We start from the raw sequence: 14,327 nt of genomic DNA, 5'->3' as shown, positions 1-14,327 counted from the left end.
CAAGGAGACCGACCGATGACGAACGTGCTCGTGCGCCGAGCCCTGCGCGGAGCCCTGTCCCGGGTACGTCATGTGTCCCCCGTTCCGCCCGCGTCCGCGGACGGGCCGGTGGCCGCGGTGTACGACGCGACGGAGCGCGACTTCGGGCTCCTCGCGCCCCCCGTCGCCCTCCACTCGCCCGACCCCCGCCTGTTGGCCGCCGCCTGGCTGATGCTCCGTGAGACGCTGGTCGCCACCGGACGCATGGCGCGCGCGGACAAGGAGGCCGTCGCCACGGCTGTCTCGGAGGCCAACCGCTGCCCGTACTGCGCCGAGGTGCACGGCGCGACGCTCCACGGACTGCTGGCCGGCGGCACCGAAGGCGCCGGAACCGGCCGATCGCACACCGGGCCGGGCGGATCTCCCGGCCGGCCAGGCGACCCGGCCCCGCCCTGGCCCGCCCCGGTCCCTTCCGTCCAAGTGCCGGAAGCCGTCGGCGTGGCGGTCACCTTCCACTACCTCAACCGCGTCGTCAACGTCTTCCTCGGGGAGCCACCGGTACCGTCCTCGGCACCGGAACCGGCCCGGCGGGCGAGCCGCCTGGTACTGGGCCGCATCCTGCGCGCGCGGGCCGGCGGCCACCACGAACCCGGGCGCTCCCTGGACCTGCTGCCCGCGGCCCGGCTCCCCGACGACCTCGCCTGGGCGGCCCCGGCCCCCACCGTGGCCGGAGCGCTCGCCCGCGCCGCCGCCGCGATCGAGGACGCGGCCGACGGCGCCGTCCCGGAGCCGGTCCGCGGCCTGGTCCGCGACCGCATCGGCAGCTGGGACGGCTCGCCCACGGACCTCGGCCTCACCTGGCTCGACGAGGCCCTGGCCCACCTGTCCCCGGAGGACCGGCCCCCCGGCCGCCTCGCCCTCCTCACGGCCCTCGCCTCGTACCGGGTGGACGAGCGTACGGTGGCCCCGCTGCGCCGGGCCGGGTACGGGGACCGTGAGCTCGTCGCCCTGGTCGCCTGGGCCGCGTTCACCGCCGCACGCCGGGCCGGCGCCCGGCTCGCACCGCCCGCGGGCCGCACCACGCCCCCCGCCCCCACGCCGTGACGGCGGCACCCGGCCGCGTCCCCGCTCCACCACGCCCGGCCCACGCGCTCCCCCGTACCCGGTCGTTGTCGTGACCGCTCCGACTCCCCTCGGTTCCTCCCCAGGCCCGCGAGACGGAAGGCTGCCATGCCCCCTCGTTCCTCCACCGCCACTCGCGCGCAAGCGCCCCGCGGATTCCAGCGCCCGGTCGCCTTCTGGCTCGGCACGGCGATCTGCACTGCGGGCGTCGTCCTCCACCTCCCGATGTACTTCGGCGCCCGGCACATGCACTACCACCTCGCGGGGATGCGTCCCGACCCCGCGATGATCTTCGGGATGGCGCTGATCGGCGTCGGCCTGGTCGTGACGCTCTACGGGCTGCTCCCGAAGCGCAGCCGGCAGATCCGGGAGGCCGCCGTCGGCATCCGCGTCCGGGCCCTGGACGACGCGCCGATCCGCGCCCCCCACGTCCTGCTGCTGATCGTCATGGCCGTCGCGGTGACCATCGACGTCATGAAGCCCACCTCGCTGGCGTTCGTCGCCTCCGGCGCGGCAGAAGAGTACGGGCTCCGCTCCCCCACGCATCCCGACGGGAGCATCAGCGTCGCCTGGCTGCCCCTCTCCGGAATCACCGGAACGGTACTGGGGTCGTGGATGTGGGGCTGGCTCGGCGACCGCATCGGGCGGCGGGCATCGATCCTGTTCGCCGGAATGCTGTTCGTGACGACCTCGATCTGCGGCACCATGCCGAGCTTCACCTGGAACATCATCATGTGCCTGGTGATGGGCATGGGAGCCGGCGGAATGCTGCCACTCACCTTCACCCTGCTGGCGGAGACCATCCCGGCCCGCCATCGCGGCTGGCTGATGGTACTGGTCGGGGGCGACATCGCCGGGGCGTACGTCATCACCAGCTGGCTCGCCGCGGAACTCACACCGACGTTCAGCTGGCGGATTCTCTGGCTGATCGGCCTTCCCACCGGGCTGGTGTTCCTCGCGCTGAACCGCTGGATACCGGAGTCGCCGCGGTATCTCCTGGCGCGGGGCCGGCAGGCGGAGGCAGAGGCGGTGATGACCCGTTACGGAGCCGCGGTCGTCCACGAGAGGAACGCCCGGCCCACCGCGTCCGCGGCGGACGCCCCGCGCGGTTTCCGCACCCTGCTGCGCCGTGGTCTGGCCGGGCCCACGCTGGCCATCACCCTGCTCGGCATCGGGGTCGGCCTGACCACCTACGGGTTCCAGCAATGGGTGCCCACCAATCTGGAGCGGATGGGCCTGTCGGGCGTCAACTCGGCGTACGTGGTGCGCAACGCGGCGCTCCTCGGCCTGCCCCTCACCGTCCTGACCGCCTGGATGTACCAGACGCTCGGCAGCCGCCGGACCCTCGTCACGCTCAGTGGCCTCACGGGTGTGACCCTGTTCGGGTTCGTGCTGGCCGGTGACGCGCTGGCCCACCGTGAGCTGCTGCTGTCCCTGCTGCTGGTCGTCCCGCTGTCCGGAATCAGCTCGGTCGCCGCCGCCGTCATGGGGTACGCGGCGGAGGTCTACCCGACGCTGGTGCGCTCGCGCGGCGCGGGCCTGGCGGCCGGGATGACGAAGGTGGGAGGCGTACTGATCCTCGCGCTCACGGTCGCCGCCGCGACCGTGCCCTCCATCGCCTCGACGGCCCTGATCGGAGCGGTGCCCCTGCTCGCCGCGGCACTCGCCCTCGTCCGCCTCGCTCCCGAGACGAAGAACCGCGATCTGGAGGAGATCAGCGACACGCTCCTGGCCGACGGCACCAACCCCCCGGCCGCCCCACGCTGACCGGCCCGCGATCCCGCGATCCCACGCCGCACCCTGCTCCCCCAGGAAAGGACACGCTGATGCTCCTGCTAGACCTCACCGTCCTGCTCTCCGGCATCCTGATCGGCACCGTGGCGCACCTCTCCGTCCCCGTCGCGATCGCGGCCGGAGCGGCCGTCAGCGCGGTCCTGCTCGCCTTCGCCGTCAGGGAACACCCGGCGAAGCGGTCCCGGCGATGACCGAGCCGCGGGGCGACGACGAGGCCGCCGCCTCCTTCATCCTGGGCATGACCGGCCTCTTGGTGTTCAACATCCTGCTGGGCCCCTTCGCCATCGCACTGGCCGCCCTGTCACTGACCCGCCGCACCCATCGCCCGCTCCTGGCCTCCCTGGGCCTCGCCCTCGGCCTCACCGACCTCCTCGTCCTGGCAGTCATCGGCTCCGTGGACCACACCTTGAGCTGGCACATGGTTTCCTGACCTGCCGTCAGGAGGGATGGCCCCTGATTCAACCGGTGTCGACCGGCACCCCGGTACCCGGCCACCCCAGTACCCGGCCTCCTGGGACCGCGGCTTCTGCGCGGCTCGCTCAGTCACTCCGGGTGCGGTCCTGGCCGCGATAGGCCTGCTGTGGATGGCGTCGCCGATGAGGGTGATGTTGCTGGAGGGAGACCTCTGCACTCCGGAGCCGATGGGCAGGCACAGCCTCACGCCCCGCCCCCGGGCGCAAGGACAGAAAGGACAGGAGAGGGCAGGACAAGGGCACGGCCGCGATCAGGCCCGGCCGCCCCCTACTGCCCCGCGCCCTCGAAGCCGTAAGGCCGGCGCGGCCCGATCCGATGGTCGAGCGCGGCGCCGACATCGGGGCAGCTCTTCCGGATGACGTCGAGGAAGGCGCTCAGCACCGGGGACTGCTCCCGGGCGGCGAAGGACAGGACCAGGTCCGGCAGGGGCGTACGCGGGGTCACCCCGCAGAACCACGTCCCCGGGCGCGGCGCCGACAGCATCCGGGACGGCCCCAGGCCGACGCCGATCCCGGAGGCGGCGAGGCCGATGATCGTATGGATGTCCCTGGCGACGGTCGCGCCGCCGAGAGCCGTGGAGTCCTTGCCCAGCAGGGCGCGCAGCCCGGCGATGGTGGTGGGCTCGTCCGCGCCGGACGCCACGATCAGTGGCTGCTGCCGCAGTTGGTCCACGCTCACCGACGGTCGGCCCGCGTACGGGTGCGCGGTGCTCACGACGGCGGTCAGGTGATCGTGTCCGATCGTGACGGACACGAGGTTTTCGACTCCGGCGCCTCGCGGGTGGCCGAGGGTGACCGCCACGTCCAGTTCACCGGCGACGAGTGCGGCGGTGCTGCGGCTGGTCGCCATTTCGTGCAGTTCCAGCCGTACGTCGGGGCGTTCGCGGCCGAACCGGCTCAGCACCGCCGGCAGGGGTTCGAGCAGGGCCGAGGCGATGAAGCCGAGGCGCAGGCGGCCCGTCTCGCCGCGGGCGGCCCGGCCCGCGTCGACCGTGGCCGCCATGATCTCGTCGAGTGCCCGACGCGCTCTGGCGAGGAACGCCTCGCCTGCCGCCGTCGGGAACACGCCCTGCCGCGTACGGTCGAACAGCCGCGCCCCGACCTCGCGTTCCAGGTCGGCGATCTGTTTGGACAGCGGGGGCTGCGCGATCCCGAGGGCGGCGGCCGCCCGGCCGAAGTGCGCGTGCTCGGCGAGAGCGAGCGCGTATCGCAGATGCCGCGCTTCCATGGTCGGCCTCCGGTGATATCTCAGAAGTATGGCCGACCAGCTTGTCAGATCTACGGGTGGATGGCGCCGCGGCCGTCGTCTGGGATGGAGGCATGGCGACTGACCCCACAGACCTGGACCCTTCCCTGACCGGCACCGTTTTCGTGTTCGTGCACGGCGCCTGGCACAGCTCCGCGCAATGGGCGCCGACTCAGCGCGCCCTCGCCGCGCTCGGTGCCGCGAGCGTGGCCGTCGACCTTCCCGGACACGGGACCGGCGCGCCGCTGCCCACCGGCTACCTCCTGCCCGGCCAGCCCGGCCTGCTGACGGAGAAGTCCCCACTCGCCGGCCTGACGACGGACGACTGCGCCGGGGCCGTGCTGGACACGCTGCGCCGGGTCCGCCACTACCGCAGTGTCGTGCTGGTCGCGCACAGCGCGGGCGGTGGCCCGGCGTCGCTGGCCGCTGAACGGGCGCCCGAACTCGTCGACAGGATCGTCTACCTGAGCGCGTTCGTCCCCGGCGGGCGGCCGCGATTCTCCGACTATATTGCCTCCCCCGAGAACGCCACCGCCTGGGGCCGGGACCTCCCCGTCGCCGATCCGGACGCGCTGGGCGCCATCCGGATCAACCCGCTCTCGCCCGACCCGGCCTACGTGGAGCGCCTGCGGCAGACCCACTACACCGACACGCCCCGGGACCGCTTCGACCGCTGGCGCTCCCTCCTGACCACCGACCTGCCTCTCACGCTCACGACGGGCCCGGTCACCGTGACCGCGGCACGGTGGGGACGGATTCCGCGTACCTTCCTGCGCTGCGCGGACGACCGGGCGCTGACGCCGGCCGTCCAGGACCTGATGATCACCGAGGCCGACCGGGCCGCGCCCGCCCACCCGTTCACCGTACGTACCCTCCCGGGCAGCCACAGCCCGTTCGCCGCCCGCCCCCACGAGCTCGCCGCGGCGCTCGTCCTGTGACCTTGCAGTGCGCGTGACCTCGGCATTCCGGGCGTTGTCAGACCCCGGCCCTACGATCCGATCGTGAACCTCGAACCGCGCTGCCCCACCGACGTCGCGCTCCCGCCCGGCCGGGGCTCGCCGCCGCCGGAGGTGACGGTGGCACAGAAGCCCTGTGGCCGGGCGACGGCGCCGTCCCGGCCGAGCCGCGGGCGCGCCTTCACCAGAGCGCGCCTCGGGGGGGCCGGCTCCGCCTCATTCCCCTTCGGCGGCCGCCGGGAACGTGGCGTCGATGGCATCGCGGACGACGCGGTAGCAGCTGCAGGCGTTCGCTTCGAGACGGGCGCGGTCCAAAATGGTGATGGTGCCGCGGCTGTAGCTGATGCAGCCGTCCTCGGCCAGGGCGCCCGCGACCTCGCTGACCGAGGATCTGCGGACCGTGAGCATCTGGGCGAGGAACTTCTGCGTCAGGACGAACTGGTCGCTGTGCATCCGGTCGGCGGTCATGAGCAGCCAGCGGGCGCACCGCTGCCGTGTGCGGTGGCTGCGGTTGCAGCCCGCGTTGCGTGCCAACTGGGTGAACATGGACTGGGTGAACCGTTGCAGCGTCTGCTGCAGCCGCCCGTCCAGTACGGCGATCTCGTGGCGGAACCGGTCGGCGTCCATCCGCAGTCCGTGTCCGGCGACCTGGCACACGGCCAGCTCGGTCGGGCTGCCGACGCCCAGGAACACCGGAAGTCCGACCATGCCCTCGTCGCCGACGGTGGCGACCTCGACGGCGGGTCCGTCCAGTTCGGCGAGGATCGAGCACACGCCCCGTACGGGGAACCACACCGCGTCGATCCGCTCCCCCGGCCGGTACAGCACGTCCCCGGTGCTCATCTCGACCGGCTCCAGATGCGGCCGCAGCCGCTGCCGTTCGGCTTCCGGCAGGGCGGCGAGGATGCGGTTGCCTTTGATGTCGTATGGACCGGATGTGCCGCTTTTCATGGGCCTGCCCGCCTTTCGTCCCGTGGTCAGGTGGTGACCGCCGGAGGGATCACCGCCGCCCAGGACGGCAGCGACACCCGCATCAGGCCTGCGGCACCCGGCACCATCACCAGGCTGACCAGCGCGTGAGCCAGCACCGGCAGGGGCAGCACGAAGTCTATGCAGCCGGTGGCCATCGCGGCGCTCGGCATACCGAAGGCTTCCGCGGTGGTGATGTCCTGGGCGAGCACCCGGCCTCCCGCGCCGCGGATGTGGCGTACGCCCAGGGACCCGTCCTCCAGGCGTCCGGTCAGTACGGCCGCCAGTACCCGGGGGCCGAAGGCGGCCGCCGCGGAAGCGAACATCGGATCCGCCGAACGGTGGCCGTCCGTGACGTTCAGCGAGACCTTGCCCTCGGGTGTGAAGGCGGCCCAGCGGCCCGCCGGCACGACGTGGACCACGCCCGCTGCCAGCCGGTCCCCGTCCTCCAGCAGCCGCACCGGCAGCGAGGAGCGGTACTGCAGGACTCCCACCAGCCCGTCCTGCTCGCGGACCGGCCGGTGCTGCACCAGGACCACCGCGGCGGGGAAGGTATCGGGCAGCGCCGCGAGGATCTCGCGGTACGCGCTCACACCGCCGAGCGACGCGGTCATGCAGACCACGTCGAAGGCGGCGGAGGAATTCTGAACGGTACCGAACACAGCTCCAGCCTAATGCCCGGGAGCGTACACAGTGGCCGTCCCGGCTTGTGATCTGTGGTCCGGTCGCCGTCCGCGGTGTGTCATCGGCCTCGGCGAGGGGCCTCGGGCGGCGTGGATGGTGCCGGGTTACTCCGCGCAAGTGGCATCCATGGGCCCCGCATACGCCCGGGATCGAGGGTGGTTGCCGGAAGGATTCACGGCCGGTGCGAGGAGGGTCTCGGTATGCGGAGCGACAGCGGGAAGGTCGGGGTCTGGCTGGTCGGGGGGCGAGGGTCGGTGGCTACGACGGTGGTCGCGGGTGCCGCTGCGGTCGGAGGCGGGCTGGCGCCTGCCACGGGGTGCGTCACCGAACTGCCGGAGTTCCGGGGGCTGCCGTTGCCTGCGTACGGAGACCTGGTCTTCGGGGGGCATGACGTGGTGGAGACGCCGTTGCGCAAGCGCGCGGAGGCGTTGGCCGGGGCGGGGGTGTTGCCTCAGGGGCTGGTGGAACACGTCGGTGGGGAGCTGGCGGCGGCCGAGGCGGAGATGCGGCCGGGGGCCGGAGCCGGGGGCACGGTGGTCCAGGGCCAGGTCGCGCGAGGTCTCGCGGCCGATCTGGAGGCGTTCAGGGAGCGGCACTCGCTGGATACGGTGGTCGTGGTGAACGTGGCTTCCACGGAAGCGGCCGCACCGGACGCCCCGGAGTTCGCCACACCCGAGGCGTTGCGCCGGGCCATGGAGGAGCGGCCCGATGTGGTGCCGCCCAGTTCCCTGTACGCGTACGCGGCGTTCGGCGCGGGGTGCCCGTTCGTCGATTTCACGCCGTCCACGGGGGCACGGCTGCCGGCGCTCGCGGCGTTGGCCCGCGCGCGGCGGGTGCCGTACGCGGGCCGGGACGGGAAGACGGGCGAGACGCTGGTGAAGAGTGCGCTGGCGCCGATGTTCGCGCGGCGGGCGCTGCGGGTGCGGAGCTGGTCGGGTACGAACCTGCTGGGCGGGGGCGACGGCGCCGCGCTGGAGCGCCCGGAGGCGGCGCTGAGCAAGGCCGGCAGCAAGCAGCGGGTGATCGCGGACGTGCTCGGGCCTTCGGTCGAGGGGGCCGTGCACATCGACAACGTACCGGCGCTGGGCGAGTGGAAGACCGCGTGGGACCACATCGGCTTCGAGGGCTTTCTCGGTACGGCGATGACGCTGCAGTTCACCTGGCAGGGGTGCGACTCGGCGCTGGCCGCGCCGCTCGTACTGGACCTGGTGCGGTTGGTTTCCGTGGCGCACCGGGCCGGGCTGGCCGGGCCGCTGCCCGCGCTGGGCTTCTTCTTCAAGGACCCGGACGGGGACGGCAGCCAGGCCCTCGACGAGCAGTACCGTGCGCTGCTCGGCTGGGTGGAGGGCCTGGAACCGACGTTCCGATAGTGGCGGGCCCGGAGCCGTTGTTCCGACCGGGCCGGGACGGGTTGCGCCGGGGTCAGGTGGTGGGCTGCGCTGTGGCGGCCCGGCGGGTGAAGAGCCATATGCCTTCCAGGAGCAGGCCGGCTGCCACGGCCACGCCCACCGCCGCCCAGGGCGCGGTCGTACCGACGAGCTGGAGCTGGAAGAACTTCTGCAGGAAGGGTATGACGAGCACTCCGGCGAAGGACACCGCCATGGCCAGTACCAGCAGGATGCGCCACCAGGTGTAGGGGCGGGCGATGATGGCCAGGGCCCACAGGCCGACGAGGAACAGGGTGAGGGTGGCGGCCGAGGTCTCGGCGGCCAGATTGCCGTCGTAGACGGAGCGGGCGATGGTGTACGAGGTCATGGTGGCCGCGGCGGCTATGGCGCCGCAGGGGACGGCGAACCTGAGGACGCGGCGTACGAAGTGGGGCTTGGCGCGCTCGGCGTTGGGGGCCAGGGCCAGGAAGAAGGCCGGGATGCCGATGGTGAGCGAGCCGATGAGGGTCAGGTGGCGGGGCAGGAAGGGATAGGGGACGTTGGCCAGGACGACGACGATGGCCAGGAGCACCGAGTAGACGGTCTTGGTGAGGAAGAGGTTGGCGACGCGTTCGATGTTGCCGATGACGCGTCGGCCTTCGGCCACCACGGACGGCAGCGAAGAGAAGTTGTTGTTCAGCAGGACGATCTGGGCGACGGAGCGGGCGGCGGGGCTGCCCGTGCCCATCGATACCGCGACGTCGGCGTCCTTGAGCGCGAGGACGTCGTTGACGCCGTCGCCGGTCATGGCGACCGTGTGGCCGCGGGACTTGAGGGCGGCGACCATGTCGCGCTTCTGCTGGGGTCCGACACGGCCGAAGATCGCGTTGCCCTCGACGGCGTCGGCGAGTTGGTCGGGGCGCTCCGGCAGGTACCGGGCGTCGACGTGGCGTTCGCTGCCGGGCAGGCCGAGTCCCCTGGCGACGGCGCTGACCGACAGGGCGTTGTCGCCCGATATGACCTTGGCCTCCACGCCCTGGCCGGCGAAGTAGCGCAGCGTCGCGGGGGCTTCGGCGCGGGTGCGCTGCTTGACGACCACCAGGGCGACGGGGGTCACCGTGTCGGTGTCCAGGGCCGGATTGCCGAGGGCCTCGGTGAGCGGGACGGAGCAGCGGGCGAGCAGCAGGACGCGCAGGCCACGGGACCCGTAGGCGTCGACGGCGACCAGGACGGCGTGGCCGGGCGGGAGCAGGACGTCGGCGGCGCCGATCAGCCACGTGGACGTACGGCCGGCCGGGTCGGAGAGGGTGGCTCCGCTCCACCGGCGAGCGGCCGAGAAGGGAACGCTGTTCTGCTCGGCCCAGCCCTCCGGCGCGGGGTGGGCGTCGATGATCGCCTGCATGCTGGCGTTGGGCCGGGCGTCGGCGGCGCCGAGCGCGCCCAGTACCTCCCCGACGGGGACACCCGGTTCGATCTGGTGGACCTCGTCGACGTCCATGGAGGTCTCGGTGAGCGTGCCGGTCTTGTCCAGGCACACGGTGTCCACCCGCGCCAGTCCCTCGATGGCGGGGAGCTCCTGGACCAGGCACTTCTTCTTGCCTAGCCGGATCACGCCGACCGCGAAGGCGACCGAGGTGAGCAGCACCAGCCCCTCGGGGACCATGGGCACCAGGCCGGCGACCATGCGCCGTACGGCCTCGGGGATGTCGCCGCTGCCGACGGCCAGCTGGCTGATGATCAGGGCGATGCCGGCCGGGATGATGGCGTAGGTGACGAACTTCAGGATGGTGTTGATGCCGTTGCGCAGTTCGGAGTTGACCAGGGTGAACCGGCGGGCCTCCTCGGCGAGCTGGGCCGCGTAGGCGTCGCGGCCGACGCGGGTGGCGGTGAAGGCGCCGGTGCCCGCCACCACGAAGCTGCCGGACATCACCTTGTCGCCGGGGCGTTTGAAGACCGGGTCGGCCTCGCCGGTGAGCAGGGACTCGTCGACCTCCAGGTTGTCCGACTCCTGGACCACACCGTCCACGGCGACCTTGTCCCCGGGGCCCAGTTCGATGACGTCGTCCAGGACGAGCTGGGCCGGGGCGAGCTCGACGGTGGCGCCGTCGCGGCGGACCGTGTTGCGCGCCTCGCCGACGATGGCGAGCTGGTCGAGGGTGCGCTTGGCCCGCACCTCCTGGATCACGCCGATGAGCGTGTTGGCGAGGATGACGCCGCCGAACAGGCCGTCCTGGATCGGCCCGACGATCAGGATGATGACGAAGAGGACGCCGATGACGGCGTTGATGCGCGTGCAGACGTTGGCCCGGACGATGTCGCGGATGCTGCGGCTGGAGCGGGCGGGTACGTCGTTGACCTTGCCTTCCGCGACCCTGCTCGCCACTTCGGCGGAGGTCAGGCCGACGGCCGGGGCCCGTGGCGCCTCCCGTTCGTCGACCGCTTCGCCGCCGCCGGGCCTGCCCGGCGCGCGTGACGTCCCCAGTCGCTCGTCCATGCCTGTTCTTCCTCCATGCCGGTCCGGGACGGTGAAATTGGACATGCCGCGTGGCGGTATGCCTTTCGGACTTCTTGACCGTAGGAGGCGGGAGGGGTGTTCCACTACGCACGAACGATGTCGGTGACCCCTGACTTTGGTGGGTGCTGCCCGGTCCGACCGGCCAGGTCCGGAGGGCCGGTGCGTTCCGCCGGAGCCGCCAGGCCACCGCGGCCGCCGGGGCCGCCGGGGCCGACCGGCACCTTGGCCGCTGCCCGCCCGGCCGGTCAGCCAGGAGCCATGGCGGCGTCGGCCGCGCGCAGCGCGCCGAGGGCACGGCGGGCCACGTCAGGGGCCGCGTGGCTGTGCCGGGGAAGTTCGACCGCCGCCACGCCCGTGTACCCGGTCGCGCGGAGCGCCGCCAGGGTGCCGGGCAGGTCGAGTTCGCCCTCGCCGAACTCCAGGTGTTCGTGCACCCCGGGCCGCATGTCGTCCAGTTGGACGTTCACCAGAAGGCCGGCGGATCTGCGTACGCACTCGGCGGCGTCGACGGGCTCGACGGCGACGCAGTGGCCGACGTCCAGGGTGATGCCCAGGAGCGGGTGTGCGTCCAGTTCGGCGCGGAAGGCCAGGGCGTCTTCGAGGTGCTGTACGAACATGCCGGGCTCCGGTTCCAGGCCGAGGGGCACGCCGTACCGTTCCGCCTCCCCCAGTACGTGTGCCACTCCGGCCCGCATCCGCTCCCTGGCCACCTCCGGCGCGGTGCCGGTGGGCCGGATGCCCGACCAGAACGAGACGCAGTCGGCCTCCAGGCCGGCGGCGATGCGCACCGCGCGGCACAGGAAGTCCAGCCGCGGCGCCGGGTCGTCGCTGACGAGGGTGGGGTGGTGCTTGCGCGCCGGGTCGAGCAGGTAGCGCGCGCCGGTCTCCACCACGCAGCGCAGGCCGAGCGCGGACAGGGTGCGCCCGACCCGGCGGATCTGAGCGGGCAGGTCCGCCGCGAAGGGGTCGAGGTGGGCGTGGTCGAGGGTGAGAGCGACCGCGGTGTATCCCAGGTCTGCGAGGTGGCGCAGCGCGTCGTCCAGGCGGTGGTTGGCGAATCCGTTCGTGCCGTACCCGAAGTGGAAGCCTTCGCGTTCCCCCGTCATCCGTCCTCCTCCAAGGTGTCGGGAGGGAGAAGGCTGCCACCTCGGGCGGGGCCGCGCCTGTTGTTCGCGCGGTCGGCGGTGGTCTTTCAGCGTGGGCGAAAAGACGCCGGGGCGGTACGGCCGTCCGCCTTGGCCGTACCGCCGTACCGCCGTGGCCGTACGGGCGTGCCGTGGCCCGCTACTTGATGCCGGCGTCGCGGACGAGCAGGGCCATCTGGACCCGGTTGGACAGCCCCAGTTTGGCCAGGGCGCGGCTGACGTGGGCCTTGACCGTGCCCTCGCTCATGGCCAGGGCGCGCCCGATCTCGGCGTTCGACAGGCCGCGGGCCACGGCCCGCACCACGTCGTCCTCGCGTTCGGTCAGCACCGTCAGGCGCTGCCGTGCCTCGGCGGCGCCTTCGGATTCCAGGCCGGCGAAGGTGTCGAGCAGGCGGGCGGTGACCTTCGGCGTGAGCATGGCGCTGCCCTCGGCGATGGTGCGGACGGCGTTGGCGAGGTCGCGCGGGGAGGTGTCCTTCAGGAGGAAGCCGGAGGCTCCGTTGCGCAGGGCGGAGTGCACGTAGTCGTCGAGGTCGAAGGTGGTCAGCATGATCACCCTCGGGCCGTCGGGCGAGCGGCGCAGCTCGCGCAGGGCGGTCAGGCCGTCCATGCCCGGCATCCGTACGTCCATCAGGACGACGTCGGGACGGTGTTTGGCGGCCGCGGTGATCGCTTCGCTGCCGTCGCTCGCCTCGGCGACCACCTCGATGTCCTCGGTCGGCTCCAGGATCATGCGCAGGCCGGCCCTGACCAGCGCTTCGTCGTCTACTACCAGGACGCGGATCACGCGTGGTCCTCCAGAGCGGGTGCGGAGACGGGAAAGCGGGCGGAGACGGTGAACCCGCCGTCGTGGCGGGGCTCGGCGACGAAGACGCCGTCGAGCAGTTCGACCCGCTCGCGCAGTCCGACGAGTCCCATGCCGCTGCCCGGCAGGGCCTCGACGGGGCCGGCCGGGGCCGTATTGCTCACGGTGATCTCCAGGTCCGCGTCGCGGTAGTACACGGCGACATCGGTGTGGGCCGTGCCGGCGTGCTTGTGGACATTGGTGAGGGCTTCCTGCACGACGCGGTACGCGGCGTGTTCCAGCAGGGTGGGAAGCTGTATCGGAGTGCCCTCGTCGTATCGCCGTACGGTGATGCCCGCGGCCCGCGACTGGTCGAGCAGCCGGTCGAGGTCGACCAGCGTCGGCTGCGGCCCGAGGGTGGGCTCGTCGCCGTCGCCGTCGCTCTTGAGGACCCCGATGACGTCCCTGAGCTGGCCGAGCGCCTCCCTGCCGGTGGTGCGGATCAGTTCCGCCGCGGCGGCCGTGCCGTCGTCCTTCGCGTTGACCTCCAACGCGCCCGCGTGCAGCACCATGAGGGACACCCGGTGGGCGACGACATCGTGCATGTCGCGGGCGATGCGGGCCCGCTCCTGGATGCGGGCCTGTTCGGCGCGCGCGGCCTGTTCCCGCTCCAGTTGCGCGGCGCGCTCCTGGAGGCCCTCGATCACATCGCGGCGGGCCCTGCTCCACAGGCCCAGCACCGCGGGCAGCCAGACGAACAGGACGACGCTGCCGAGCGAGGAGAGCAGGTCTTCCCGGGCCATACCGGGCACTCCGATGGCGGCGCCGGTGGTCATCGGCAGGATCACGACCGTACTCGCACCGACGACGTACCAGGCGAGGTGCAGTTGACGCCGGGCGTTGCGGGCGACGACGTACGAGCCGACGCCCAGAGTCATCCAGACCGACAGCAGGATCCAGCCCGCCAGGCCGATGGCGATCACCGGCCAGCGCCGGCGCGGCAGCAGGAGGACGGCGGCGGAGGACACCACGGCGGCGACCGCCGACAGGGCCAGCGATTCCTGTGGTGAGATCCCCAACTTCTCCTGCATGAACGTGATCGGGCGGCCGTCGATGGGTATGAACGCGCCCACGGCGACGACGACCGCCAGTACTTTCAGTCCCCACCGGTCCACTGCGTCGCGCAGGCGCTGACGGAGCGCTGTCTCCATGCGTTGAGCCACGCCCCGAGCCTAGTTCTTCGTGACGAGGGCGACTTCTGCCGTCCGTCTGCGCGCGGCCCCACGAAGGTTC

General features: G+C 72.4%; 13 protein-coding genes. 6 read left to right on the top strand and 7 right to left on the bottom strand.

Annotation, left to right across the window (positions count from 1 at the left end; all coding sequences use genetic code 11):
- The first annotated feature begins 15 nt into the window (after positions 1-15).
- The 4 genes from ACFV57_RS25050 to ACFV57_RS25035 all read left to right on the top strand — a co-directional run bounded on the left by ACFV57_RS25050 (position 16) and on the right by ACFV57_RS25035 (position 3,325).
- Positions 16-1,083: a carboxymuconolactone decarboxylase family protein gene (locus ACFV57_RS25050; protein WP_385236436.1), complete on the top strand. Its 1,068-nt coding sequence runs from the start codon at positions 16-18 to the stop codon at positions 1,081-1,083.
- A 126-nt stretch (positions 1,084-1,209) separates the two neighbouring features.
- On the top strand, positions 1,210-2,868 hold the full coding sequence (locus tag ACFV57_RS25045; protein ID WP_385236433.1) for an MFS transporter: 1,659 nt from the start codon (positions 1,210-1,212) through the stop codon (positions 2,866-2,868).
- 59 nt (positions 2,869-2,927) lie between these two features.
- Positions 2,928-3,086, top strand: a complete 159-nt coding sequence (locus ACFV57_RS25040; RefSeq protein WP_385236430.1) for a hypothetical protein — start codon at positions 2,928-2,930, stop codon at positions 3,084-3,086.
- Entirely contained in the window at positions 3,083-3,325 is a 243-nt protein-coding gene (locus tag ACFV57_RS25035; protein ID WP_385236427.1) for a DUF4190 domain-containing protein, read from the top strand. The genes ACFV57_RS25040 and ACFV57_RS25035 overlap by 4 nt, the downstream gene beginning before the upstream one ends.
- 311 nt (positions 3,326-3,636) lie before the next feature.
- Here ACFV57_RS25035 and ACFV57_RS25030 read toward each other — a convergent pair whose 3' ends face one another.
- On the bottom strand, positions 3,637-4,596 hold the full coding sequence (locus tag ACFV57_RS25030) for a LysR family transcriptional regulator (RefSeq protein WP_385236424.1): 960 nt from the start codon (positions 4,594-4,596) through the stop codon (positions 3,637-3,639).
- 92 nt (positions 4,597-4,688) lie between these two features.
- Between ACFV57_RS25030 and ACFV57_RS25025 the strand changes: the two genes are divergently transcribed.
- Positions 4,689-5,552 carry an alpha/beta fold hydrolase gene (locus ACFV57_RS25025; protein ID WP_385236421.1) on the top strand — a complete coding sequence of 288 codons (864 nt, stop codon included), beginning with the start codon at positions 4,689-4,691 and terminating at the stop codon, positions 5,550-5,552.
- Positions 5,553-5,786: 234 nt separating this feature from the next.
- Here the strand turns inward: ACFV57_RS25025 and ACFV57_RS25020 are convergent, their stop codons facing one another.
- Together ACFV57_RS25020 and ACFV57_RS25015 are read right to left on the bottom strand one after the other, a co-directional pair.
- Positions 5,787-6,521 (bottom strand): Crp/Fnr family transcriptional regulator, encoded by a 735-nt coding sequence (locus tag ACFV57_RS25020; RefSeq protein ID WP_385236418.1) that lies wholly within the window; start codon positions 6,519-6,521, stop codon positions 5,787-5,789.
- Positions 6,522-6,547: 26 nt separating this feature from the next.
- Complete coding sequence (locus tag ACFV57_RS25015) at positions 6,548-7,201, bottom strand: chemotaxis protein CheB (RefSeq protein WP_385236415.1); 654 nt, start codon at positions 7,199-7,201, stop codon at positions 6,548-6,550.
- 222 nt (positions 7,202-7,423) lie between these two features.
- Between ACFV57_RS25015 and ACFV57_RS25010 the strand changes: the two genes are divergently transcribed.
- Entirely contained in the window at positions 7,424-8,593 is a 1,170-nt protein-coding gene (locus tag ACFV57_RS25010; RefSeq protein ID WP_385236411.1) for an inositol-3-phosphate synthase, read from the top strand.
- 52 nt (positions 8,594-8,645) lie between these two features.
- On the opposite strand, the gene ACFV57_RS25005 is transcribed toward ACFV57_RS25010, so the two are convergent.
- The 4 genes from ACFV57_RS25005 to ACFV57_RS24990 all read right to left on the bottom strand — a co-directional run bounded on the left by ACFV57_RS25005 (position 8,646) and on the right by ACFV57_RS24990 (position 14,257).
- Complete coding sequence (locus tag ACFV57_RS25005) at positions 8,646-11,084, bottom strand: HAD-IC family P-type ATPase (protein WP_385236408.1); 2,439 nt, start codon at positions 11,082-11,084, stop codon at positions 8,646-8,648.
- A 266-nt stretch (positions 11,085-11,350) separates the two neighbouring features.
- Positions 11,351-12,211: a sugar phosphate isomerase/epimerase family protein gene (locus ACFV57_RS25000; protein ID WP_385236405.1), complete on the bottom strand. Its 861-nt coding sequence runs from the start codon at positions 12,209-12,211 to the stop codon at positions 11,351-11,353.
- 178 nt (positions 12,212-12,389) lie between these two features.
- A complete protein-coding gene (locus ACFV57_RS24995; protein ID WP_385236402.1) occupies positions 12,390-13,037 on the bottom strand; it encodes a response regulator in 648 nt (215 codons plus the stop codon).
- Complete coding sequence (locus ACFV57_RS24990; RefSeq protein ID WP_385236399.1) at positions 13,034-14,257, bottom strand: sensor histidine kinase; 1,224 nt, start codon at positions 14,255-14,257, stop codon at positions 13,034-13,036. The genes ACFV57_RS24995 and ACFV57_RS24990 overlap by 4 nt, the downstream gene beginning before the upstream one ends.
- Positions 14,258-14,327: the final 70 nt, after the last annotated feature.

This window comes from Streptomyces sp. NPDC059788 (assembly GCF_042732265.1).
Taxonomy (GTDB): domain Bacteria; phylum Actinomycetota; class Actinomycetes; order Streptomycetales; family Streptomycetaceae; genus Streptomyces.
The sequence above is the reverse complement of the archived record's forward strand: the minus strand, read 5'-3'. Positions and strand labels throughout refer to the sequence as shown.

Coding starts and splice junctions, on each gene's coding strand:
- ACFV57_RS25050 (WP_385236436.1), top strand. CDS start 16: ATGACGAACGTGCTCGTGCGCCGAGCCCTGCGCGGAGCCCTGTCCCGG.
- ACFV57_RS25045 (WP_385236433.1), top strand. CDS start 1,210: ATGCCCCCTCGTTCCTCCACCGCCACTCGCGCGCAAGCGCCCCGCGGA.
- ACFV57_RS25040 (WP_385236430.1), top strand. CDS start 2,928: ATGCTCCTGCTAGACCTCACCGTCCTGCTCTCCGGCATCCTGATCGGC.
- ACFV57_RS25035 (WP_385236427.1), top strand. CDS start 3,083: ATGACCGAGCCGCGGGGCGACGACGAGGCCGCCGCCTCCTTCATCCTG.
- ACFV57_RS25030 (WP_385236424.1), bottom strand. CDS start 4,596: ATGGAAGCGCGGCATCTGCGATACGCGCTCGCTCTCGCCGAGCACGCG.
- ACFV57_RS25025 (WP_385236421.1), top strand. CDS start 4,689: ATGGCGACTGACCCCACAGACCTGGACCCTTCCCTGACCGGCACCGTT.
- ACFV57_RS25020 (WP_385236418.1), bottom strand. CDS start 6,521: ATGAAAAGCGGCACATCCGGTCCATACGACATCAAAGGCAACCGCATC.
- ACFV57_RS25010 (WP_385236411.1), top strand. CDS start 7,424: ATGCGGAGCGACAGCGGGAAGGTCGGGGTCTGGCTGGTCGGGGGGCGA.
- ACFV57_RS25005 (WP_385236408.1), bottom strand. CDS start 11,084: ATGGACGAGCGACTGGGGACGTCACGCGCGCCGGGCAGGCCCGGCGGC.
- ACFV57_RS25000 (WP_385236405.1), bottom strand. CDS start 12,211: ATGACGGGGGAACGCGAAGGCTTCCACTTCGGGTACGGCACGAACGGA.